Source organism: Pedobacter sp. Leaf216 (assembly GCF_001421515.1).
In the GTDB taxonomy this organism is placed as follows: Bacteria; Bacteroidota; Bacteroidia; order Sphingobacteriales; family Sphingobacteriaceae; genus Pedobacter.
Genome location: NZ_LMKM01000007.1, coordinates 326,475 through 350,512, shown reverse-complemented (window position 1 = coordinate 350,512; position 24,038 = coordinate 326,475). Strand labels below are relative to the sequence as shown.

At 37.2% G+C, this 24,038-nt stretch carries 24 protein-coding genes; 14 read left to right on the top strand and 10 right to left on the bottom strand.

The window, feature by feature from the left end; all coding sequences use genetic code 11:
• Positions 1-41 precede the first annotated feature (41 nt).
• Positions 42-995: an energy transducer TonB gene (locus ASE74_RS06660; RefSeq protein WP_055906023.1), complete on the bottom strand. Its 954-nt coding sequence runs from the start codon at positions 993-995 to the stop codon at positions 42-44.
• A gap of 172 nt (positions 996-1,167) precedes the next feature.
• Here ASE74_RS06660 and ASE74_RS06655 point away from each other — a divergent pair, with 172 nt between their 5' ends.
• From ASE74_RS06655 to ASE74_RS24890, 4 genes are all read left to right on the top strand, one after another.
• Positions 1,168-2,115, top strand: a complete 948-nt coding sequence (locus ASE74_RS06655; RefSeq protein ID WP_055906021.1) for a hypothetical protein — start codon at positions 1,168-1,170, stop codon at positions 2,113-2,115.
• Complete coding sequence (gene coaE, locus ASE74_RS06650; RefSeq protein ID WP_055906018.1) at positions 2,115-2,732, top strand: dephospho-CoA kinase; 618 nt, start codon at positions 2,115-2,117, stop codon at positions 2,730-2,732. Before ASE74_RS06655 ends, coaE begins: the two co-directional genes overlap by 1 nt.
• 39 nt (positions 2,733-2,771) lie before the next feature.
• Complete coding sequence (locus ASE74_RS06645) at positions 2,772-3,713, top strand: exonuclease (RefSeq protein ID WP_055906016.1); 942 nt, start codon at positions 2,772-2,774, stop codon at positions 3,711-3,713.
• A 78-nt stretch (positions 3,714-3,791) separates the two neighbouring features.
• The gene (locus ASE74_RS24890) at positions 3,792-3,938 is read left to right on the top strand and encodes a DUF5522 domain-containing protein (RefSeq protein WP_162235797.1); all 147 of its coding nucleotides are present in this window, start codon (positions 3,792-3,794) and stop codon (positions 3,936-3,938) included.
• A gap of 166 nt (positions 3,939-4,104) precedes the next feature.
• Here ASE74_RS24890 and ASE74_RS06640 read toward each other — a convergent pair whose 3' ends face one another.
• From ASE74_RS06640 to ASE74_RS06625, 4 genes are all read right to left on the bottom strand, one after another.
• Positions 4,105-4,707: a Uma2 family endonuclease gene (locus ASE74_RS06640; RefSeq protein WP_055906013.1), complete on the bottom strand. Its 603-nt coding sequence runs from the start codon at positions 4,705-4,707 to the stop codon at positions 4,105-4,107.
• A gap of 223 nt (positions 4,708-4,930) precedes the next feature.
• On the bottom strand, positions 4,931-5,647 hold the full coding sequence (locus ASE74_RS06635) for a ZIP family metal transporter (RefSeq protein ID WP_055906010.1): 717 nt from the start codon (positions 5,645-5,647) through the stop codon (positions 4,931-4,933).
• 2 nt (positions 5,648-5,649) lie between these two features.
• Positions 5,650-6,213: a phosphatase PAP2 family protein gene (locus ASE74_RS06630; protein WP_055906007.1), complete on the bottom strand. Its 564-nt coding sequence runs from the start codon at positions 6,211-6,213 to the stop codon at positions 5,650-5,652.
• Positions 6,210-6,941 (bottom strand): bifunctional 2-polyprenyl-6-hydroxyphenol methylase/3-demethylubiquinol 3-O-methyltransferase UbiG, encoded by a 732-nt coding sequence (locus ASE74_RS06625; protein ID WP_055906004.1) that lies wholly within the window; start codon positions 6,939-6,941, stop codon positions 6,210-6,212. Before ASE74_RS06625 ends, ASE74_RS06630 begins: the two co-directional genes overlap by 4 nt.
• Before the next feature lie 348 nt (positions 6,942-7,289).
• On the opposite strand from ASE74_RS06625, the gene glmM reads away from it, so the two are divergent.
• The 7 genes from glmM to ASE74_RS06590 all read left to right on the top strand — a co-directional run bounded on the left by glmM (position 7,290) and on the right by ASE74_RS06590 (position 15,246).
• Positions 7,290-8,675, top strand: coding sequence for a phosphoglucosamine mutase (glmM, locus tag ASE74_RS06620; protein ID WP_055906001.1), 1,386 nt, complete (start codon positions 7,290-7,292; stop codon positions 8,673-8,675).
• Between the two features lie 132 nt (positions 8,676-8,807).
• Positions 8,808-9,956: a cysteine desulfurase family protein gene (locus ASE74_RS06615; RefSeq protein ID WP_055905999.1), complete on the top strand. Its 1,149-nt coding sequence runs from the start codon at positions 8,808-8,810 to the stop codon at positions 9,954-9,956.
• A gap of 476 nt (positions 9,957-10,432) precedes the next feature.
• Positions 10,433-10,636: a hypothetical protein gene (locus ASE74_RS06610; protein ID WP_055905996.1), complete on the top strand. Its 204-nt coding sequence runs from the start codon at positions 10,433-10,435 to the stop codon at positions 10,634-10,636.
• Between the two features lie 685 nt (positions 10,637-11,321).
• Positions 11,322-11,525 (top strand): hypothetical protein, encoded by a 204-nt coding sequence (locus tag ASE74_RS06605; RefSeq protein WP_055905993.1) that lies wholly within the window; start codon positions 11,322-11,324, stop codon positions 11,523-11,525.
• Between the two features lie 77 nt (positions 11,526-11,602).
• Entirely contained in the window at positions 11,603-12,502 is a 900-nt protein-coding gene (locus tag ASE74_RS06600) for an MBL fold metallo-hydrolase (protein ID WP_055905990.1), read from the top strand.
• A gap of 313 nt (positions 12,503-12,815) precedes the next feature.
• Entirely contained in the window at positions 12,816-14,138 is a 1,323-nt protein-coding gene (locus ASE74_RS06595; RefSeq protein ID WP_055905987.1) for a cytochrome ubiquinol oxidase subunit I, read from the top strand.
• Positions 14,139-14,241: 103 nt separating this feature from the next.
• Positions 14,242-15,246 (top strand): cytochrome d ubiquinol oxidase subunit II, encoded by a 1,005-nt coding sequence (locus ASE74_RS06590; protein ID WP_055905984.1) that lies wholly within the window; start codon positions 14,242-14,244, stop codon positions 15,244-15,246.
• Positions 15,247-15,508: 262 nt separating this feature from the next.
• On the opposite strand, the gene ASE74_RS06585 is transcribed toward ASE74_RS06590, so the two are convergent.
• The 3 genes from ASE74_RS06585 to accD all read right to left on the bottom strand — a co-directional run bounded on the left by ASE74_RS06585 (position 15,509) and on the right by accD (position 18,815).
• Positions 15,509-17,056 carry a M20/M25/M40 family metallo-hydrolase gene (locus ASE74_RS06585; RefSeq protein WP_055905981.1) on the bottom strand — a complete coding sequence of 516 codons (1,548 nt, stop codon included), beginning with the start codon at positions 17,054-17,056 and terminating at the stop codon, positions 15,509-15,511.
• A gap of 147 nt (positions 17,057-17,203) precedes the next feature.
• Entirely contained in the window at positions 17,204-17,668 is a 465-nt protein-coding gene (locus tag ASE74_RS06580; protein ID WP_055905978.1) for a YciI family protein, read from the bottom strand.
• 301 nt (positions 17,669-17,969) lie between these two features.
• Entirely contained in the window at positions 17,970-18,815 is an 846-nt protein-coding gene (gene accD / locus ASE74_RS06575) for an acetyl-CoA carboxylase, carboxyltransferase subunit beta (RefSeq protein ID WP_055905975.1), read from the bottom strand.
• Positions 18,816-19,135: 320 nt separating this feature from the next.
• Between accD and fbaA the strand changes: the two genes are divergently transcribed.
• From fbaA to ASE74_RS06560, 3 genes are all read left to right on the top strand, one after another.
• Positions 19,136-20,215, top strand: a complete 1,080-nt coding sequence (fbaA, locus tag ASE74_RS06570) for a class II fructose-bisphosphate aldolase (protein ID WP_055905972.1) — start codon at positions 19,136-19,138, stop codon at positions 20,213-20,215.
• A gap of 140 nt (positions 20,216-20,355) precedes the next feature.
• The gene (locus ASE74_RS06565; RefSeq protein WP_055905969.1) at positions 20,356-20,862 is read left to right on the top strand and encodes a low affinity iron permease family protein; all 507 of its coding nucleotides are present in this window, start codon (positions 20,356-20,358) and stop codon (positions 20,860-20,862) included.
• Positions 20,837-21,259 (top strand): GNAT family N-acetyltransferase, encoded by a 423-nt coding sequence (locus ASE74_RS06560; protein ID WP_055905966.1) that lies wholly within the window; start codon positions 20,837-20,839, stop codon positions 21,257-21,259. The genes ASE74_RS06565 and ASE74_RS06560 overlap by 26 nt, the downstream gene beginning before the upstream one ends.
• A gap of 162 nt (positions 21,260-21,421) precedes the next feature.
• Here ASE74_RS06560 and ASE74_RS06555 read toward each other — a convergent pair whose 3' ends face one another.
• Both ASE74_RS06555 and ASE74_RS06550 read right to left on the bottom strand, forming a co-directional pair.
• Entirely contained in the window at positions 21,422-22,282 is an 861-nt protein-coding gene (locus ASE74_RS06555; RefSeq protein ID WP_055905963.1) for a hydroxymethylglutaryl-CoA lyase, read from the bottom strand.
• 141 nt (positions 22,283-22,423) lie between these two features.
• Positions 22,424-23,758 carry an NAD(P)/FAD-dependent oxidoreductase gene (locus ASE74_RS06550; protein ID WP_055905960.1) on the bottom strand — a complete coding sequence of 445 codons (1,335 nt, stop codon included), beginning with the start codon at positions 23,756-23,758 and terminating at the stop codon, positions 22,424-22,426.
• Between the last annotated feature and the right edge of the window lie 280 nt (positions 23,759-24,038).

Below are 24,038 nucleotides of genomic sequence, written 5' to 3'. Positions count from 1 at the left end.
TAAATTTAATAAAAATGCCACCTCATGGGTGGCATTTTTATTTATTGTGCGGCAAGGTTTATATCTATATTGTATTTTACCCTCACCGGCATACCATGTTGTTTGCCCGGGCTCCATTTAGGGCAATCATTTAAAACCCGTAATGCTTCTTCCTTTGTGCCATAACCAAGATCGTTTTTTAAAGATAAATCTGTTAACGATCCATCTTTTTCAACAACAAATGTAACGTATAACTTCCCGCTAATCCGGTTTTTCACAGCTTCTGTAGGGTATTTATAGTTTCTACCCAAATACTTATAAAATTCTGCCATTCCCCCTTTAAATACAGGTTGTACCTCCATTTTATCATAAGTAATTTGTTTACCATCGGGCAATGTGGTAATGCCGGATTTAAATATCCCATTGTTATAAATTTCTTCGTAACTGCCATTGTTGCTAATTCCTCTCCAAATACCATCTTTATAACCGTTAAGGTAATTTCCTTCTTCAACCTCATTTTTATTTGAAGCCTTTTTAAATGTTCCATTGCCATCCTTAATAAATTGGTTACCCAAAGAATCTATTCCTGTTATCCATCTCCTTCGGGGCTTTTCCGGAATTTTAGCATTTTCATCCTGTTCATCGTACTGGAATACGCTTTCGAGCTTACCATCATCATAATAATAGGTGCATAGCCCGAATAAATTACCAGTTTTAAAATTTACTTTTGAAGTGAGTGTCCCTTTTTTGTTATAACTTTCTTTAATTCCTTCGTAAACTATCTTAGGCTGAAATTTTGAAATCGTAGCCACTGTTTTCTCTTTATTATCTGGATAAAATTCAAATAACCTGTATAACGATGGAGTATCGGTTTCTTGAATAACCCTACGGTAATCGTAATCGTTTTTGTTTTCGGTAAGCATATCTTTTTTAAAATAAGATACCATGGTTCTCTTTTGAGCAAAGGCATTAATAAATATAGCTAAAGTAAAGAGCGTTAAAATATATTTTTTCATGTTTAAATAATTATCTACTACGAATATAGTTATCATATGTATAGTCTTGCTATTTATAAGATTAATTTATCATTAAACACATAAGTTTTTGAGCGGCTGTTTAGTTTTGCTACATTTGACGCAACTGTTGTAATCGGAGAAAAAGCCTTACGCACTATATTTACATAATGTTATGCCCTTTATTAGATTAACTAAAATTGAAAAAAGACGTGTGTTTAGCCTACTGGCCTGCTTAATGCTGGCCATTGCTGCATGGCTTTTTATGGCATTAAACAACAAATACATTTACACCGCCAAAACAGTGCTGGTATTTAAAAATACGCCAACCAAAAGGGCATTTTATCCATTACAGTCTGATACCATAGATTTGCAGGTAGAAGGAACCGGCTGGCAGTTATTGTTTGCCCGTTTACGGATTAGTCCGCCTTCAGTTTCGGTTAATTTAAGTCAGCTTAATACCAAAGATTTTATCGTTTTTTCCGATCAGTTATTTAACATTAACAGGCAGCTAGAAAGCACCCAGAAAGTAATATCAGTTAAGCCAGATACCCTATATTTCGATTTTACAAAGCGCGTAGTTAAAAAAGTTCCTGTAAAACTGATTGATAAGCTGAGTTTTGAAAAGCAATATGGCATTTCGAGCGAGATCATCCTCAACCCAAAATACATTAAGGTTGCCGGCCCGACGGAAGAATTGGCAAAAATAAAATTCTGGCCAACCGATACACTCAAACAGGATAAAATACAGAACAGCAGCACTACGCGCATTGCTTTACAACATAGTATTCATAAAAATGTAAGTATTTATCCCTCGTCGGTAGAAGTTAAATTGCCAGTAGATGAGTTTACCGAGAAAACCATCGAAGTGCCTTTAAAGGTTTTAAATAACCGCAATTACAATAGCATTAAACTTTATCCAAAAAAGGTAAAGGTTTCGTTTTTAGTGGCATTAAGCAATTACGATCAGGTTGATGAGAGTTTTATTACCGCTACAATTGATGTAGATGAGTGGCAAAATTTACATCACCGGCAGTTCACAGTGAAAATAACCGAATTTCCGGATTATTGTAAGCTGGTAAAAGTAGTTCCTTCCAAAATAGATTTCATTGTAGAAAAATAATGTACAAAGCAGGTATAACAGGTGGCATAGGAAGCGGTAAAACTACTGCTTGTAAGGTTTTTGAAGTGTTGGGAATCCCTGTATTTTATGCAGATACTGTTGCCAAGGAAATTATGTGTAAAGATGCTTTATTGGTAGAAGGTGTAAAAACTGCCTTTGGCAAAGAAAGTTATTTTGAAGATGGAAAATTAAATAACAAGCATATTGCAGGCATTGTTTTTAACAATAAAACAGCTTTGGCTCAACTCAATGCATTGGTTCATCCTGCGGTTTTTAGGGCTTTTGATGCTTGGGAAGATACTATCCCGGTCACTACACCTTATACCTTAAAGGAAGCAGCCCTCTTGTTTGAAAGTGGCTCGTATAAAATGTGTGATACCACAATTCTGGTTACTGCCCCATATGAAGTTAAAATAAACCGCGTAATGCAGCGCGATGGTGTTACCGCTGAACAAGTGAAGGCCCGGATGGATAAACAATTGAGCGATGAGGAAAAGGTAAAATTAGCCAATCATTTTATCTTAAATGACGAACAACAATCCATTATTGAGCAAGTTTTGGCTTTACATCAGCAATTTCTTCTTGCAGCCAGACAAGCTAACGGAATCCAGGCCTAATCTACTTAAATCATTCTCTTTAAATTCTTTCATCCAATCATGATTTTAGCAGATTTTATTACCATTACCCCAACAGGTTTATATTGTGTTTATGGCGATTTTTATCTCGATCCGCAACAACCTGTTAAAGAAGCAGTGGTTTCGCATGCACATGGCGACCATGCCATCGGCGGAAGCCAGAATGTGTATTGTACAGCTGCCACAGCAACTTTTATGAAACACCGTTACCGTAAATTTGCAGCCGTTGATTTTTTTACAAAAACATACCACGAAACCTTTAAAATAAAAGATGTTAGCCTAACTTTTTTTGCTGCCGGGCATATTTTGGGCTCTGCACAGATTTTAATGGAGTATAAAGGAGTGAGGTATTTATACACAGGTGATTATAAAATTGAGCCGGATGCTACCTGTGAGCCTTTCGAATTTGTTGAAGCAGATGTGCTGATCACTGAGAGTACATTCGCAAATCCTGACACAAAACATCCTTCCCCAGTTGATGAGATTAGAAAACTGAATGAAACAAATTCAAATATCATGTTAGGAGCTTATGCGTTGGGGAAAAGTCAGCGTATTATTCAGCTATTAAATGATTATTGTGCTGGCAAGAACATTATGGTTCACCATAGCATTATGCCTTTCGTTAAAATTTATGAAGATTATGGTATAAAATTAGGGAACTACAAAATGTACGATAGAAAGGTCATGAAAAATAACCATGAGCATCAGGTTTACATTGTGCCACCGATGGTTTTTCACAGTTACCATAAGGCCATTAATGTGGTACGTGCTTTTGCCTCAGGATGGAAAAACCTGCAGCAGCAAAATGGAATTTCACTTTACATTTCAGATCATGCCGATTGGGATGCAATTTTAGAAACCATTGAGCAAGTTAAACCAAAACAAGTGTGGACATTGCATGGCGACGGTAAACAGCTTAAAAATTATTTTGCAGATAAACTTGAAGTAAAAATACTTAATTAGCAATTATAAATCGTTTGATTGTTTTTAAGATAGAATATCCTTTATCCTGAACTTGTTTCATGATCTTGAAGTATATATATGAAAGAAGGCGAAGATTTTTATTTAAATGAAAATGGATTAATGGTTTTTACCGAAAACTACCATTTAAAACGAGGCTATTGTTGCAAAAATAAATGCAAGCATTGTCCGTGGGGATACGGGAAAAAGAAAGAGAAAAATAAATAACTGGCTGATATTCTGCTTGCAAATTCAAAGAAGTCAAGTTTAATCGGCGGGTTCAGAAAAAAAACTTGACTTCTTTTGATTAAAAATTTCGCTGGAAAATTCAAAGAAGTCAAGTTTAATCGGCGGGTTCAGAAAAAAACTTGACTTCTTTAATAATTAAGCTTGATTACGTTTTCGTAAAACGGACATATTCATAAATATCGGTTAAACACAAGGTAAATCCCATCGAAACAAGTGTTAATGTATCAGAAATTTTCCCGTATCGATTCAAAAGCCATTTTTTCTCCTGATCAATATGATAAGCATCCACTGATACCGATTCCGAATCGATCATAATGTATTCTTTTAATGAAGGAATATCTTTATAGAGGTTAAATTTTTTGCCTTTGTCGTAGCTTTTGGTTGAGGGAGATAGTATTTCGATAATTACTGTGGGTAAAATTGAGGTGTCTTTATCAATTTCGCTGTGTTTTAATCCATTACAATAAATCGATATGTCAGGATAGGTAAATAAAGTATTTTGAGGGATGTTTATTCGTTTGTCGCTTCCATATGCCCTGCAAGTTTTCCCTTTAAGTTTGTAAACTATTTCTCCAAAAACGTTGCTGAAAATCTCGTTATGATCATCTCCTGCGCCAGACATTTCAAAAATCTCTCCTTGAAAATATTCATGTTTAAAATTTGATTCTTTTTCCATTTCAAGGTATTCCTCAACGGAATAGTGCCTTTTATGATAAGCTACAGCTGGTTCATTTACAATCTCATCCATATCCAAACATACAGTATATTCTCCGTAATGGCTTAAACTATAAGCGATTAAACGTTTAAAACGGCTATTCGGTTAATGATGCGGATTATAGGCTATTTAAATAGATTAACTGAATATACCCCCAACAGTAAACTGAACTTGCTTGGTTAACTGAAAATTGCTAACTGAAAACTGAACTTACTTGGTTAACTGAAAACTGCTAACTGAAAAATTGCTAACTGACCTAGTGTCCGGCGAAGAAACCGATGAGTGCTACGCCAATTCCAAGTAATACAGCTATCATTTTGCGGGTATTGATTTTATGATCAGCGCTCGATTCAAATAGGATAGTAGTAGAAATGTGTAAGAAAATACCGATTACAATGCCCATAATTTTATTAAAATAAGCATCTAAACCTCCAATAGTGCCGTTACTTAAGCCAACGCTAACATAAAAGCCCAGTGGTGCCATAATAGCGAAAATAAGAAGGTAAAATACAATGCTGCTTTTTTTAAAATGATTTTGCATTAATATGCTGGCAAGCGCAAAGGCCGCTGGAATATGGTGTAAAGAAATTCCGAAAATTAATTCGTTGTGTTGTTCTTTTGCTAAAGGCATTCCTTCTAAAAAGGCATGCAGGCATAAACTGATCATAATTCCGAAAGGAAAAACATGCCCATCATGGTGTTTATGGATGTGGCCGTGCTCTACACCTTCAGAAAATTGTTCCAGAAAAATCTGCAAAAGGAAGCCAATCAATATAAAAATGCCAATTTCCGATTTGTCTGTACCGCTGTAAGCATCAGGAATTAAATGTAAAACGGTAATGGCAAACAGATAAGCACCGCTGAATGATAAAATCAATTTCAGCAATTTTGATTTATCACTTTTTACCAAAAAGATAGCTGCTCCACCTAAAAAGGCACAGAAAAAGAGCACGCAAAGTTTCCAGATTTCCATAGTTAAAAATCAGGTTGTAATTTTTTAAATATTCTTGAACAGATAATTCCAATTGTGATGCCCAGCAAAGCACCCGTAGTTACATCAACAGGATAATGAACCCCAACATATACCTGCGCAAAACTGATGATGAACGCCCATAATAAGCCAATAGGCAAAATGGGTTTCCACCTGCTGTAAAAAATACAGATTAGAAAAACGGCTATGGCAAAGTGGTTGGTGGCGTGGGCAGAAGGAAAACTTAAACCACTGCCGCAAGGTACACGATGAATAATGTAGTTGGAGAGGTTTAAATCATTACAAGGCCTAACGCGCGATACCCATGGTTTTACTACCCTTGAAGCAATTAAATCGCCCATGGCAAAAGTAAAAAGTACCATGCCGATGATGTAATATCCCTGTTTTTTATATTGTTTGATGCAAAAAATAATGATAAAGAGATAAAGTGGCGACCAAAAAAAACGGTTGCGCATTAAAGGCATCAGCCAATCAAAAAAACTGTTCGAAAGCCCACGGTGGATTTTCAAAAACAAGTCTACATCAAATTGCTGTATGCTTTCTATCATGCTTTTTTACAGATTAAAATTAAGCGGTCAGAGTTGCACTCATCAAAATCATCCAAGCCATAGGTGCCAAATGTTTTTTCGATCACCATACCGGCTTTGGTAAGCATGCGCTTAAAGTCTTCAAAACTGAAAGCCTGAACGCGTTCTTCAAAATTATACACCTTTTGCTTGTCCTCGAAATTAATCTTTTTGATAATTTTACCATCAACCACATTTTTAGTGATGTGAAAGGTGATGCCATCAAGTGATTTTGTTTCGCAGGAATTTAGGTTGCGTACAATCTTTTCAGTATTAAAATAATCTAGCACTAAAATACCTTCAGCTGTTAAGCATTTTCTAAACGTTTTAAGTGCATTAACATGATCTTTTTCGGTATCAAAATAACCAAAACTGGTAAATAGGTTTAAGGCAATATCAAAGTAATTGATGTAAAAAAGCCTGCGCATATCGTGTACCAGGAAATGCAATTTACTGTTTTCGAACTGTTTGGCGTATTTGATGCTTTGTTCTGATAAGTCAATTCCGGTAACATCGAAACCTTTTTTGTTGAGATAAATAGAATGGCGGCCTTTGCCACAGGCAATATCCAACATTTTGGCTTCTGCCTTTGGGTGAAGAAAATGGGTAAGTTTGTCGATAAAAAACTCGGCTTCGGCATCATTTCGTTGTTGATATAGAATATGATAATATGGCGAATTAAACCAATATTGAAACCACTTGCGCTGCATATAAAAGCCGTTTTTATCTTAAAAAGATGCAAATATAAGCTTTTACAATCGCTAGTAAAGTTAGAATATACTTTTATGCAATAAAGTTGCAAGAATATTATGATCTGGTTTTTGTCTCTAATCATCATAAAGCCCATGCGTTAATATTTAAGTTGGAATTTTTTTTCAAAAAAATCAAATCAACCTGTTCAATTAAACACACGTTTGTTTTTGATGCTTTGCGCAATTCTATAAAATTGATCGTTTAAACAGATATAAAAACAATGTAAATTAAGTTGCGCAAGTCTGCCAAAATAGCGGCTGTCTTGTTTTTTTTCGTATTTTTGAGCCTCAAATAAATTATATAAAGTGACTTTAATAAAATCGATTTCAGGAATACGAGGAACCATTGGTGGAAGGGCTGGCGACGGCTTAACACCATTTGATATTGTGAAATTTACAGCTGCTTTTGGAAGCTGGGTAGTACAAAAAACAGGCAATAAAAGGATCGTTTTAGGTCGCGATGCCCGTATTTCGGGAGAAATGGTAAACAATCTTGTTATAGGAACTTTGCAAGGATTGGGTATTGAAGTAATCGACCTCGGTTTATCAACCACACCAACGGTAGAAGTTGCAGTACCTGATGAAAATGCAGGTGGTGGGATCATTCTAACTGCCAGCCATAACCCTAAACAATGGAACGCCTTAAAGTTACTTAATGCAAGCGGCGAATTTATCAGTGATGCTGATGGTAAGGAAGTATTGGATCTTGCAGAAAGTGCAGATTTTGATTTTGCTGATGTAGATAAACTTGGAAAAGTAATTAAAAACGATACTTATCTTCAAAAACACATTGATAAGGTTTTAGCCTTACCATTGGTGGATGTTGAAGCGATAAAAAAAGCTGATTTTAAAGTTGTAATCGACTGTGTGAATTCAACCGGAGGTATTTTTATCCCGGCTTTGTTAAAAGCATTGGGCGTAAGCAGAGTAACAGAATTGTACTGTACCCCGGATGGTCATTTTCCGCATAACCCCGAACCGCTTCCAGAAAACCTGACTGAAATATCAAAAGAAGTGCAGAAACAAAATGCCGATTTAGGTATTGTTGTTGATCCTGACGTTGACCGTTTATGTTTCGTAAATGAAGATGGCAGTATGTTCGGCGAAGAATACACTTTGGTTGCAGTTGCTGATTATGTGTTGAAAAATACACCAGGCAATACTGTTTCAAACCTTTCATCAACCCGTGCTTTACGTGATGTAACTGAAAAAGCCGGTTCAGAATATAATGCATCAGCAGTAGGAGAGGTAAATGTAGTAAACAAAATGAAAGCTACAAATGCCATTATTGGTGGCGAAGGAAACGGAGGAATCATTTATCCAGAATCGCATTACGGTAGAGATGCCTTGGTTGGTATTGCCTTGTTTTTAACGCATTTAGCTAAATTTGGTAAATCGATCTCAGTATTAAGGGCCAGTTATCCTCAATACCACATTTCTAAAAATAAGATTACCCTTACCCCAGAAATGGATATTGATAACCTGTTGAAACAGGTAGAAGAAAAATATAAAAATCAGCCATACAGTACAATTGATGGTTTGAAGATAGAATTTGATAAAACTTGGGTACATTTGCGTCGTTCCAACACCGAACCGATCATCAGGATTTACAGTGAGGCAGAAAATGAAACCATTGCAGAAAGTTTAGCAAACAAGATTATTTCTGATATTAAAGAAATATTACACCTTTAATCTTCAAAAGGATTATTGGTTTTAGCATACCGGTCAGGGTTTAATAAAACGATTAAACCCTGATCATTTAACAACAGAGCTGGCTTTAGCAAGTTTGCTTTACAACACACTAACTTTTAAATATTCGTAGAAATGAAAAGGGTCTATTTAGATAATGCAGCCACCACACCTTTAGATGCGGCAGTAATCGCAGAAATGACAAACGTAATGGAAAACTATTTCGGTAATCCATCTGCCATTCATGCGCTTGGTCGCGAGGTAAGAACGCTTGTAGAAAAAGCCCGTAAAACCGTTTCTGGTTTATTAAATGCATCCCCATCCGAAGTGTTTTTTACTTCAGGCGGTACCGAAGCCGATAATACTGCAATCCGTTGCGGCATTGCTGCTTATGGCTTAAAGCATGCCATTACCTCTAAAATTGAACACCACGCTGTTGAGCATACCTTAAATACCATGCTTAAAAATGGCGAAATCGATAAATTGAGTTTTGTTAACATCGATGAAAAAGGAAATGTTGATTACAACCATTTAGAAGAATTGCTTCAAAATAATGAGCGGACTTTTGTTTCACTTATGCATGCCAACAATGAATTGGGTACACTAACAGATATGGTTAAAGTAGGCGATATCTGCGAAAAATACAATGCCATTTACCATGCCGATACCGTGCAAACCATGGGCCACTACCCACATAATGTACGCGAACTTAAGGCACATTTTATTGTATGTGCAGCACACAAGCTCCACGGACCTAAAGGTGTTGGCTTTTTATATGTAAACAGTAACATCAAAATACCACCGATGATTTATGGCGGTGCACAAGAGCGCAACATGCGTGGAGGTACCGAAAATGTATATGGCATTGTGGGCTTGGCCAAGGCTTTAGAAATTGCTTATGCCGAAATGGACCAGCACCAGGCGCATATTCAGGGTTTAAAAGATTATTTGAAAGCACAACTGATTACCGAAATTCCGGGCATTGCTTTTAATGGCGAAACCGATGCCGATAAAAGTTTGTATACCGTATTAAATGTATCGTTCCCGGAGATGGACATGGCCGATATGCTGTTGTTTAACCTTGATATCAATGGTATCTGTGCTTCTGGCGGTAGTGCCTGTTCTTCAGGTTCTAATATTGGTTCGCATGTGTTAAATGGCATTAAAGCTGATCCAAACCGTCCATCCGTGCGTTTTTCATTCAGTAAGTACACCACAAAAGAAGAGTTGGATTACGTTATTGAAAAAGTTAAAATGGTAGTAAAGCAAAATGCTTTGGTATAAAAATATCATTAACCAAATAGGAGAGTCTCAATTAATTGGGACTTTTTTTATGCGCCAAAAATAGTGTTTTTTTGAAAAGCCAAGGCAGTATTTCATTTTAAGTGCTTGTCCTGCTTTCCGTTCCAAGTCCTCGCTGCGCTGTGGGCTTTACACTTCAATCAGGTTTAGTTACCCAAGCTGGTGCTGCTATTAACGTTAGTATAGCTTGATGCCTAATTTCTTAACTGCCTTAAAATCCTAAAAATATGGCAGGTTTGCAACAACCATTTAAACTAATAAATTCTCTTGCAGAACTCAAAAATAAAACTTATATTTAATTAAGATTAAGGCAGTCCGCGCCATTTTAATGTAATTCCCAAACGAAACCTTATCAATTTCCTCATGGTATAAGGTTAGGCAAATTTAAAAATAGCTTTCCAATATTATTAAAATTGTTAACCAGAAAACTATCTAAGTTTTCATTAATCTATATCGTCATGGAAAAGAGCAAAAACAATCAGCCCCTTGAAAACGCAAAACCAGAAGAAAAATTAAATGGAGAAAGGAAACACATTTATAAGTTTATCCTGAACCCGTTTTCTTTTGAATCTTCGAACCATTTTAATAAAATTCATAAAAGAAGATTTCATTCTTTCGGATGCATTCATGAATTGGGTAAACTGCCTGGGGCAATGATGTAATAGAATCGTCATTTCGACCGCAATGGAGAAATCTTTCTATATCGTTCAAAGATTTTTCCATTTCGCTGCGCTTTAGTCGAGATGACGCTAGATTTTAGGTATTGGCGATCACTCTTGATGTCTGCTCCTTAAAAGGTTTTAACGATACACTACGATTAGAAGGTAAATGTTCGCACTATTGCATCATTTCGTCATTTCTGAGGATTGTCTAAGAAGCATACATATAGTAATCGTCATTTCGACCGCAGTGGAGAAATCTTTCTATATCGTTCAAAGATTTCTTCATTTCGTTGCGCTCCAGTCAAAATGACGCTAGATTTTAGGTATTGGCTAGTAGTCGTAAAGTATGTCTCCTTAAAAGGTTTTAACGATACACTACGATTAGAAGGTAAATGTTCGCACTAGCACTTCATTTTTTGATTTCTGAGTAGGGTGGAAGAAGCATACATATAGTAGAATCGTCATTTCGACCGCAGTGGAGAAATCTTTCTATATCGTTCAAAGATTTCTCCATTTCGCTGCGCTCCAGTCGAAATGACGTTAATTTGCAATGCTTGTTTTTGGCGTTAAAGCCTGTTTCAATGGTTAGTGATTATTCTGCATGTGTAAATCCCATTCTTAAAACAACTATTAAAAACAATCTTATTTCTCGCTTGTTCATTTAATAAATCAATTTACAATTACTATGGAAACGAATAAAGAAAAAGGTAAAGTTGTTGAGAACGATTTACTTGATAAAACAGCAGATGATATTAAAGAAGATAGAACACTTGATGAAAACAAATCATCCAAAGTAGGTACTAACTTATTTGATAAAGATAAAGACCGTAAAAATAATTCGTTTGGTCCGGGGCATGAGCCAGGTACCACACCAGGTTCGGGAATATAATTTTTGTTTATTCACGATCAAAATCATTAAATTTAAACCACGGCATTTGCCGTGGTTTTTTTTAGCTTAACCTCAAAATGGAAAGAAGAAATTTTATCAGGAATTCGGCATTGGCTATGGCCTTGCTTTCGGTTTATAAAACAGATGTTTTTGCACAGCAAGAATTAATGCGTGCTTATAACTTTAAGCCCTTACGTAATAATGTGGGTATATTTATCGAGCAAGGTGGCACAATTGGCTGGTTAAATTCCAGTAATGGTTTTGTTGTGGTAGATGCCCAATTTCCAACCACGGCTCCGCATGTAATCGACGAATTAAAAAAACTTGGCGATAAACCTTTCAAATATTTAATCAACACACACCATCATGGCGACCATACCGCAGGTAATATTGCGTTTAAAGGTTTGGCCGAAAAAGTTGTGGCGCATCAAAATTCTTTGGTAAATCAGAAAAGAGGTGCAGAAAAAGCCAATAATCTCGATAAACAATTATTGCCCGATACTACTTTTGGAACAAAATGGAATGCTAAAGTAGGCGATGAAAACATTAAAGCCTACTATTATGGCTCTGGTCATACCAACGGAGATGCCGTTTATCATTTCGAGCATGCAAATATTGCACATGTAGGCGATTTGGTTTTTAACCGCAAGTTTCCATATATCGATAGAGAAAATGGTGCGCATATCGGCAATTGGATTACAGCTTTGGATAAAATTTTGGCGCAGTTTGATAAAGATACCTTATTTATTTGGGGACATAGTTTAGATCCGGAAAAAGTTACCGGAAATAAGGAAGATATAAAGGCTTATCAAAACTACCTTCAAAACTTATTAACTTTCGTTGGCGATGAAATTAAGGCCGGAAAAACCAAGGAAGATATTTTAAAAACAACCACAATACCCAATGCACCAGAATGGCAGGGCGAAGGGATTCAAAGAAGTTTAACTGCTGCTTATGATGAGCTGAAAGGGGTTTAGAAGATTTTCGTCATTGCGATAAGGCTTTTTCAGCCGAAGAAGCAATCTCATAAGCGGTGAATATTATCTTGTCCTAATTTATTAGGAAATGACTTTTTTGCTGTTAATTTTTGAACGCATTAATCCATGGCTAATCCTTCGACTCCGCTCAGGATGACAAAGAGCGTATTTAGTATTTATGTGACAAGAACATCCAAATCTTTTTTCAATTTATAAACGTTCTATATTTAAAATAATCCTTTCAACGTCACTCAATTACCGTAGGCTTTAGTGTTTAACAACTATATTTGTTACAATTCAAAATCTACAGCATATGGATGATTTTATAGCAGCCCGTTCCCAAATGGCCTTATCATTAGGCTTTCACATCATTTTTTCCTGTATCGGCATGGTTATGCCTTTCTTTATGGCTGTTTCGCATTATAAATGGCTTAAAACAAACGATGAGGTATATAAAAACCTCACCAAAGCCTGGAGTAAAGGTGTGGCTATTTTTTTCGCTACGGGCGCGGTATCGGGTACCATGTTATCTTTCGAACTGGGCTTGCTTTGGCCAAAATTTATGGATCATGCAGGTCCGATATTTGGTATGCCTTTCTCTTTGGAAGGAACAGCTTTTTTTATTGAAGCAATAGCACTGGGTTTCTTCCTTTATGGGTGGAACAAGCTGAATAAATGGTTTCATTGGTTTACAGGGATGGTAGTTGGGGTAAGTGGTTTAGCTTCCGGAATTTTGGTGGTAGCTGCAAATGCATGGATGAACAGTCCGGCAGGTTTTGATTTTGTAAATGGAAAGTACCTTAATATAGATCCTATCCAGGCCATGTTCAACAAAGCATGGTTTAGTCAGGCTTTGCACATGTGTTTAGCTGCGTTTACCGCAACCGGTTTTGCTGTGGCAGGTGTGCATGCTTTAATGATATTGAGAAATAGAAATGCAGCGTTTCATTTAAAAGCCTTTAAAATTGCTGCAATATTTGCCTGTATCGGTGCATTGTTGCAACCTTTAAGTGGAGATATATCCGCAAAAGATGTAGCTAAAAGGCAGCCTGCTAAGCTTGCGGCTATGGAAGCATTATATAAAACTGAAAAGCCCGCGCCACTTTTGATTGGAGGCATCGTAAACGAAAAAGATAAAACGGTAAAAGGCGCAATCAAAATTCCTGGAGCATTAAGTTTTCTGGCCCATGGCGATTTTAAAGCAGAAGTTAAAGGTTTGGATCAGATACCAGAAAATGAGCATCCACCAGTAGCCATAACACACTATGCTTTTCAGGTCATGGTTGGCATTGGTACGCTCTTGCTGTTTATATCCTTAATCTATTTCTTTATCCTTTTTAAAAAGAAACCTTTAACGGAGAAACGCTGGATATTAAAATTATTTGTTTTTGCAATTCCGCTCGGTTATCTCGCTTTAGAGGCCGGCTGGGTAGTTACCGAGGTTGGTAGGCAACCATGGATTATTTATGGCATTATGCGTACCAAAGATGCTGTTACGCCGATGCCGGGTATTGCCTATTCGTTTTATATCTTCTCGGCAATTTATGTTTCTTTAAGTATTATCGTAACGTTTTTGCTTTACCGCCAGATAAAAATGGTGCCTGTATTGTATAATAAAACTGAACAAAATAATTAATTAACCACAGATAAAAAGGATGAACACAGATGAAGGCTTGAAACTTATAGTCGAAATACCAAACTCTGTGTTTATCAGTAAAGCTGTGGCAAAAAAATAAATGATGGAACAAGTTGTAATTACATTTTTGTGCATGGCCATTTTGCTCTACTTTTTACTGGGTGGAGCAGATTTTGGTGCAGGTATTATAGAGCTTTTTACCTCGACAAAAAATCGGAGTAAAACCCGCAAAACGATGTACCAGGCCATTGGTCCCGTGTGGGAGGCCAACCACATGTGGTTAATTATTGCTATTGTAATTCTTTTTGTAGGCTTTCCGCATATCTATACCACCATGTCGGTTTATTTGCATATTCCGTTGGCGATTATGCTCATCGGAATTATTGCACGAGGCACAGCCTTTGTATTTCGCCATTATGATGCCGTTAAAGATGATATGCAATGGCTTTATAACCGCATTTTTCGCTATTCTAGTTTTATTACAGCATTATTTCTGGGCATTATTGCCGGAAGCCTGATTTCAGGGCATATTGATACGCAGGCCACAGATTTTTACTCTGCCTATATTGCTGGCTGGTTAAATTGGTTTTCGCTCGCTGTTGGGTTGTTCACCGTTGCGCTTTGTGGCTTTCTGGCGGCAATTTATCTTATTGGTGAAACCACCGAAGCACATGATAAACGCCGGTTTATAAAAAAAGCCGAATTTATGAATATAGCCGCTGTTGTTTTTGGGGCAATGGTATTTATAGCTGCACAACGTGATAAAATTCCATTGATTGATTGGGTTTTTAAAAGTTCAGTTGGCGTATCTGCCATTATTTTGGCTAGTTTATCACTCGTATTGCTATGGTATTTGTTGATTAAAGGAAAAACGAAGATTTTACGCATTTTAGCGGGCTTTCAGGTTACGATGATCCTCTTGGCGATAAGTTATGCCCATTTTCCAAATTTTATCCGTTTAAAAAGCGGAGATGCAATTTCGCTATTGGAAACCGTTGGGCCAGAAAAAACCATTTACAGTTTGGGTTTAGCGCTTTTATTGGGAAGTGTATTGATATTGCCTTTTTTGGGTTATCTGTTTTATAAGTTTCAGAAGAAAGAAGAGTAGATTTTTTAAGATCGGCTTGCTGAATTTATTTCAGCATCTTTTCTGCCTGTAAATCTTTAAATAAATTTAGGTGTAACTACACTAAAAAAAACAAAATATTGCTTTAAGGGCGTCATCTTTACTGAAAGCGAAATGGAATAGAGCGATCCACCTCAATAGATTTCTCCACTGCGTTGCACTCCGCTCGAAATAATGAATCTAAGGAACAAAAAAAGAGCATCTGTTTCCAAATGCTCTTTACCAAAACGTTTAAAAATATTATCTACAATCCACCTTTTCTATTCGATTTTGATTGTACCGGCCAGGTTGATGGTTTTCCGGTACGTTCGTTTACAGGTAAATCGGTTGCTTTTTCGGTAGAAGTTTTTTCGGGATCTTCACAAGCCATATATACCATAATCGCAGCCAAAATTACATTGCTTCTAATTTCGTCGAAAACCAATTTATCGTAACTGTCGCGGTTAGTGTGCCAGGTATATGTACCGTAATCCCAGCTGGTAGAACTTAATGAATAACCTAATGCTCCAGCTGCAACAAAAGAAGCAAAATCTGATCCACCAGCACCTGGTGTTCCCGGAAAACTGGTTTTGATCTGGTTTTTAATGGTATCAGGTACTGCAGCCAACCAACGGGTAATGTAATCTTTTGATTTAGCGAAACCTTGTCCGCCAATTTTAACCACCCGACCTGTACCGTTATCCTGGTTAAACAAAGCCTGAAGATTATTTACAACCTCAGGATGATCTTCTACAAAAGCTCTTGAACCATTTAAACCCTGCTCTTCACTTCCCCAATGGCCAACCAAAATGGTCCGTTTAGGATTAGGATAGATTTTTTTCAAAATCCGCATGGCTTCCATCATCAAAATAGTTCCCGAACCATTATCGGTAGCACCGCTTGCGCCATCCCACGAATCGAAGTGTGCCGATAACATCACATATTCATTGGGTTTTTGTTTGCCCTTAATTTCTGCAATGGTGTTAAAAGTAGGTACAGCACCTAATTTTTTCGAATCGGCCTCGATTCTTAATTTAGGCTTATCGCCATTTAGTGCCAGGCGGTAAACCAAGCCATAATCCTCAACGGATAAATCTAAAGTGGGTACTTTAATGGTATTTGCACCGAAAATTTTATCTACACCAAATCCCTGCGACCAGTTATTGATCACTACCGCTACAGCACCAGCATTTTCTAAGGCTACAGGTAAAGTTTTAGCAGATAAACCCGTTTTAGCTATACTTGCTGCCCAGGCTTTCGCTGCTTCGGTTTTTTCTTTTTTAAATTTTTCAAATAAGTCTTTTGTGGCAAACTCTTCCCAGTTTTTTTCTGGCCGGCCAGAGAGTTGGTTCATGGAAATTAAAACAATTTTGCCCTTTACATTAGGTAACCATTTTTGAAAAGATAACGAATCTGTGATTTCTGGAAGGATAATTGCCTCTGCGTTAATCGCTTTCCCGTTACTGGATGGACTCCATGCCAGTTGTGTGCCCTCTAAAGTTCTAACCCGCGGACTTATCAAATCGATATGGGTAATACCTCTTTCCCAGCCAGCCCATTCGCCCCATTTTTCGTTTTTGGCAGAAATGCCCCAATCGCTATATTTTTTTACTGCCCAATCGTTAGCTTGTTTCATTTGTGGCGAACCTACTAAGCGCGGACCAACAACATCCAAAAGTTCGTGTGCAAGTTTCTCTAATTGCGAATTTTCATTCACTTCTTTAACAATATTGTCGATTACTTTTTTGTCTTGCGCAAAAACGCTTGCCGAAGCGCACAGCAGAAGTGCAGAAAATAGTACTTTTTTATTCATAATAAGTTAGGGTTGTTTATTTGATGCGCTAATTTATGGAATTAGCGGTAGGGTTGGAGATGTTAATGGAAATGTTGCAGTTGAGTTATGATAATACCTGACTTCACCTATCAAATTTTTCCGTGCCATCTTTGTTTCTGTGGATACCTAAAAACTACTTTTCTGTATCTTATCATGAAATGGCAGATATTCAGCCAATGCTGCCGATCCATACCAATTGTATAATTCTGGTTCGAGTAATTTAGCCTTGATTGCAGGGTCGCTTTCTAACAATTGTTTGGCTTCTTCGATTGATTTTGTATTTAAAATGAAAATACCGCGGTAGTTTTCATCGTTTTTGCCCATCGGGCCGGCAACTACGAGTTTTTGTGCTTCGACCATTTTGCCCATGTTTGCCATATGTCCGGCAAATAAACTACCGGTTTTGGCTTTTGTTTCTGTAGTGTTGGTGCCTGATTTAAGCATCACGAGGACATACATTTTCATTCCATAATTATCCGCTCCGAGTTTTTTGGCTAAGGTTTCATCATAAGGAACTTTAGCTTTTTTCTCCTGGGCATGCACAGAAATAATGGCGGTGATCAGGAAGGTGAGTAATAATAGCTTTTTCATCTGATTTTTAGTTTGGTTAGTTTAAAAATAAGAAAAATCGCTGTTAATATTTCCCTCGCATTGAGGGCTGCGCAAAGGGTGGGGTGGTTTAATGTGCTAGCCAGGAAAACCTTTCAAAAGAACCACCAGCCTATGTTAATTAAACCTGATTGCCGTGGAAAGCCCGGAGTGTAGCGAGGACTTAAAGCAAAAAGCAGGACTGAACTAACCGAAGTTATTCAAGCCCTGCTTTTCTAAATATTATGTTGTTTTTGATACTTAGAACAGTGAACTAATGGCTTAATGAACTATTGGAAACCAACTAGTTGTTCATCATCTTAATAAAAGCACCCAATTTAGCTTTCATTGCCCTTCTATCTACAATGAAATCAAGGAAACCATGTTCTAAAACGAATTCTGCTGTTTGAAAACCTTTTGGCAAATCTTTTTTTATGGTTTCTTTAATTACCCTTGGTCCGGCAAAACCGATCAATGCACCAGGTTCGGCAATATTAATATCGCCAAGCATTGCATACGATGCTGTTACGCCACCTGTAGTAGGATCGGTTAACAATGAGATATATGGAACTTTAGCCTGACCCAGTAAAGCCAGTTTAGCCGATGTTTTAGCCATCTGCATCAATGAAAATGCGGCCTCCATCATACGTGCACCACCTGATTTTGAAATCATCAGGAAAGGAACTTTATGTTTAATGCTGTAATCGATTGATCTTGCAATTTTTTCACCCACAACAGAACCCATAGAACCGCCAATAAATGCGAAATCCATACAGGCAATTACGAGATCCTGACCTTCAATTTTACCAACTCCGGCACGGATTGCATCTTTTAAACCTGTTTTAGCCTGGCTTTCTTTAATCCTGTCGGTATAAGGTTTATTATCGTTAAAGTTTAGCGGATCGCCCGATGTTAAGTTCGGAAAAAGTTCTTTAAACTCGTTATTATCAAATAAAACCTCGAAATATTCTTTTGAGCCTACTCTCAGGTGGTAGTTGCAGTAATGACAAACATATTTGTTTTCCTGAAGTTCTGCCTGATGTAGCGGTTTTTTACAATTTGGACATTTATTCCACAAGCCATCTGGTGCTTCTTTTTTCTCTTCAGTTGTGGTAATGATACCTTTATTCTCTCTCTTAAACCAAGCCATATAATTTTTTAAAGAATTGGATTGCAAAGAAACGAAAAATAAAATAAAGTCGAACCTTATTGGCTGTAAAAATAGTCAATGGTTAGTTGGTAGATAGCCAATTGGCAATAATGCCAGAGTTGGTAACGTAAATTAAAATTTGGCTTTTGTTGCCGCCAACTGCCAATTGTAAACTTAAGTGTGTCTTTTTTACACTAAGGATAATGTGTTTTTTACACTAAATAGGCCTTATTTTGCTGTTAGGCAAATAATTCTGTTGTTACAAAAGCTTGGAATGTTATTTTTTTTTATAACTTCGGACTTAATAAAATTAACAAGAAATGAGTTTAAAAGGCTACAAAGGCGTAATTTACGGAGATGCCGTTCAAGAATTGTTTGAGCAGGCTAAAAAACATCAGTTTGCTTTACCAGCAGTAAACGTAACCGGTACAAATACGGTTAACGCGGTATTGGAGACTGCTAAGGCAGTAAATTCGCCTGTTATGATTCAATTGTCTAATGGCGGTGCACAGTTTTATGCTGGTAAATCTTTAGATAATGAGAAATTGCAAGCATGTATTCTAGGTGCTGTATCGGCAGCTAAACATGTACATTTATTGGCAGAACATTATGGTGTTGCCGTGGTTTTACATACCGACCACGCCGCTAAAAAATTATTGCCTTGGATTGATGGACTTTTAGATCACGGTGAAAAATTCTTCGCTGAAACCGGAAAACCTTTGTTTTCATCACACATGTTGGATTTATCGGAAGAATCGATAGAAGAAAACATGGAAATATCTGCTAAATACTTAGCACGCATGGCTAAAATGAACATGACGATCGAAATCGAACTTGGTGTTACAGGTGGTGAGGAAGATGGTGTTGATAATAGCGATGTAGATAGCTCAAAATTATATACACAACCTAGCGAAGTGGCTTATGCTTACGAAGAATTAAGCAAAGTTTCTCCTCGCTTTACTGTTGCAGCGGCATTTGGTAATGTACACGGTGTTTACAAACCAGGTAACGTAAAATTGCAACCGGTAATTTTAAAAAACTCTCAGGATTTTATCAAAGAAAAATTCAGCTTAACTGAAGAGAAACCAATCAATTTTGTATTCCACGGTGGTTCTGGTTCAACTCAGGAAGAAATCAGAGAAGCAATTTCTTATGGTGCAATTAAAATGAATATTGATACCGATATGCAATGGGCATTTTGGGAAGGTATTTTAGAATATTACAAAAAGAACGAAGCTTATCTTCAAGGCCAGATTGGTAACCCTGATGGCGATGATAAACCAAATAAAAAATATTACGATCCACGTGTTTGGTTACGTAAAGGTGAAGAAACTTTTGTAAAGCGTTTAACCGCGGCTTTCGAAGATTTGAACTGTATCAACGTAAACGATAAATTGTAAATTTTGATTGATTTTGAAGATTGGATATCTATTCAATCATTCAAAAAATCAATTATTTCCTCATAAATAAAGACGCCATAGGTTAAAAAACTTATGGCGTTTTTGTTTGTTTTATATTATATTTAAGCAAACAAATTGTAATGGCAAAATCTAAAACCGACACCAAGAAAAATAATTTTTTCGAAAAATTTGCCAATGCGGCAACGAAGTTTACCGGTAGTTCTGTTGCATTTATTTCAGCTACTGCTATTGTAATTATTTGGGCTGTTACGGGCCCGATATTTAATTACTCAGAAACCTGGCAATTGGTGATTAACACTGGTACCACAATCATTACCTTTTTAATGGTTTTTTTAATTCAGAAAGCGCAAAATAAAGATGGTAAGGCAATTCAGTTAAAGTTGAATGAACTAATTGCTGCACAGCAAGGTGCGAGTAACCGAATGGTTGATATTGAAGATTTGAGCGAAAAAGAATTAGATCAGTTACATAAATTTTACGTTGCGATTGCCACACTTGCCAAAAAAGAGGCCGATATTCATTGTTCACATTCGATAGATGTAGCCAAAGAGCTAAACGAATCGAAATTAAAATCGAATAAACACTTTAAACAACACGATAATGAGTCTACACGTTCAAAAGGTTAACCATCCCGAAGATTTAGATAAAGTATTTGCTATACGTAAAGTAGTGTTTGTAGACGAACAGAACTGCCCGCCGGAGTTAGAATGGGAGCATGAAGATGAATCGATACATTTTTTGGCTACCAGTAATGGCCAGCCTTGTGGTGCTTGTAGATGGCGTAAAACAGATGCCGGATACAAACTGGAACGTTTCGCTGTATTGAAAGATTTTAGAGGGCAGGGCGTTGGCCGTGCATTAATCGCTGAAGCCCTATCTGATCTTCCGGAAGATGCACATTACATTTACCTCAACTCGCAGTTAGATGCCATGAGTTTGTACGCTAAGTTTGGTTTCGTAGCCGAAGGGGAGCAATTTGAAGAAGCTGGTATACAGCATTTTAAAATGGTAAAGAAGGTTTAGGGATAGTTAGTCAGGAGGCACAGAAAGCACAGCGCATTCAACGAAAAATCGTCATTGCGAGGCACGAAGCAATCTTAAAGCGATCGCTGGATTTGAATTATTTACCCACCCATGGTAGTAGGATTGCTTCGTGCCTCGCAATGACGATCACTCATAACAACTCTATCCAAATATTTTCCCCGATAAAGCCATTGCCTCATTCCATTTATCCATATCAAGGTTGAGGTTTTCTCCTTTAGCATTCAAAAAGACAATTACATCTTCAGTAGCAATATTACCTGTAAGGTCATCAGCAGCCATCGGACAACCACCAAAGCCCTTTAGTGCAGAATCGATACGTTTTACGCCTGAATGGTAAGCAGCTTCTATCTTTTCAAAACGTTCGGTAGGAGTGGAGTGTAAATGTATACCTATTTCGGTTTTATTAAACCTGGAAATTAGCTTGGGCAATATGCTTTTAATCTTTTCTGGTGTCGAAACACCTACGGTATCAGCTAATGACAAGATCTCCACACCTTTACTCACCAATACATCAGCCCACTTTTCTACAATTTCATAATTCCATTCATCCCCATAAGGATTCCCAAAACCCATTGATAAATAAACAACTGCTTTTTTATTGTTTTTAATGCAAAGAGAAAGCATCTCTTCAACAGTATTTAAGGATTGTGCTATGCTCGAATTGGTATTGCGCTGTTGAAAGGTTTCTGAAATTGAAAAAGGAAAACCGAGGTAACTGATAGCCTGATGCTTTACTGCATCTAATACACCCCTTAAATTGGCTACAATCGCAAGAAGTTTGGTAGAGGTATTACTTAAATCCAAATGTGATAAAACCTCAGCGGTATCGGCCATTTGTGGAATGGCTTTAGGTGAAACAAAACTTCCAAAATCAAGCGTATCAAAACCCACCTGTAACAACAAATTCAGGTATTCAATTTTGAGTGCCGTAGGAACAAAATCATGCAATCCCTGCATGGCATCGCGCGGACACTCTACTAATTTGAAATTGTTTTGGCTCATATTTTTTGATTTAGCCGCAAAATGCGCAAAGTTTTTCGCAAAGAAAAAAAGAAATAAGAAACAATTTTATACCGTTAAAGTTGCCTTAAAGACTAAAGACTAAAGACTAAAGACTAAAGACTAAAGACTAAAGACTAAAGACTAAGATACCTTAACTTCTTCCTTTACTGATGGTACCTCGTTTCTATAATCCACACTTCGATCTTTTGCAAAGGTTCTAATAATTAAACGGGTTCCCCGATCGTAGCTGAAGTAACTCCAAACCCAATTGACGAAAACTATAATTTTGTTTCTGAAGCCTACCAATGTCATCAAGTGAACAAACATCCAGGTGAACCATGCAAACACTCCTTGGAAACGGATTTTACCGATATCAACAACTGCTTTATTTCTACCTACTGTGGCCATTGAGCCTTTGTCGAAATATTTAAATTTCTCCAAAGGTTTATTTTCTTTAATGTTGATCAGGTTTTTAGCGAGGTGATGGCCTTGTTGAATGGCCGCCGGAGCTACCCCAGGATGACCGTTTGGCGTTTCTTCATCTACAATGGCAGCCACATCACCAATGGCATAAATATTCTGATAACCTACAATTAAATTTTGGGTATCTGTTTTTAATCTGCCACCTCTTACCACTTCAGCTTTATCTAAACCATTTAAAACCTCACCCTTAACCCCAGCACTCCAGATCACTGTTGAACTTAAAATAGGTGCTTTATCTTGTAAGGTGAGTGTAAGTCCATCGTAACCGAGTACCCTGGTTTCATTCATGATCTGAACGCCCATATCGGTAAGGAAATCTTTTGCTTTCTTTTGTGCCTGTGGCGACATAACGCCCAACAATTCCGGCGAATTTTCGATCAGGTAAATGTTTACCCTGCTTAAATCCATTTCCGGATAATCGTTCGGAATTACATGTCTTTTAAGTTCAGCAATGGCACCGGAGGTTTCAACACCTGTTGGACCGCCACCAACCACCACAAAGTTTAATAGGGCATTCTTTTTATCTAAATCTTTTTCGATCAGCGATTTCTCAAAATTCTGTAAAATCAAACTTCTTAAATCAAGTGCTTCTGGAATTGACTTCATCGGCATTGAATTGGCTTCAATTTCTTTATTGCCAAAAAAGTTACTGGTAGAGCCAGTGGCAATTACCAAATAATCGTAAGTAATCCTGCCAATATCTGTTTGTAAACAATTTTCTGCTGCATTAACTTCAGTTACTTTGGTTACCCGAAAAATGAGATTTTTTTGTCCTTTAAAAATTTTCCGTAGTGGGAAAGCGATAGAATCTGCTTCCAGTCCTCCTGTAGCTACCTGATAAAGCAGTGGTTGAAAAGTATGATAGTTATGCTTATCGAGCATAACCACTTGAAAAGGCTTGTTTTTTAAACGTTTAGCTAACTCAATGCCACCAAATCCACCACCAACAATAACTACTCTTGGGTATTCGCTTTTAGGAAGTTGTAAATCCATTTTTTATCGGTTTATCTGTTGCTAATGTAACAAAAAGATGGCCAAAAGGTTTAAAAATTGAGGTTTTGGCTACTATTTCAGCTGATTGATTAATATATAACGCTGGTATGACGAAGGTGTGTTTTTGCAGGTTCGAAGCACTTACCCAGGTTAAATAAACCTGATGGCAGTGAGCATACCGATCCTTCATCGGAATAAAACGGACAGCGGGACTGTTGGAACCGAAGAACCCCAGGTTTTGCTTTGCAAAATAAATGAAAAGCTTTGTGTCTTTTAACTT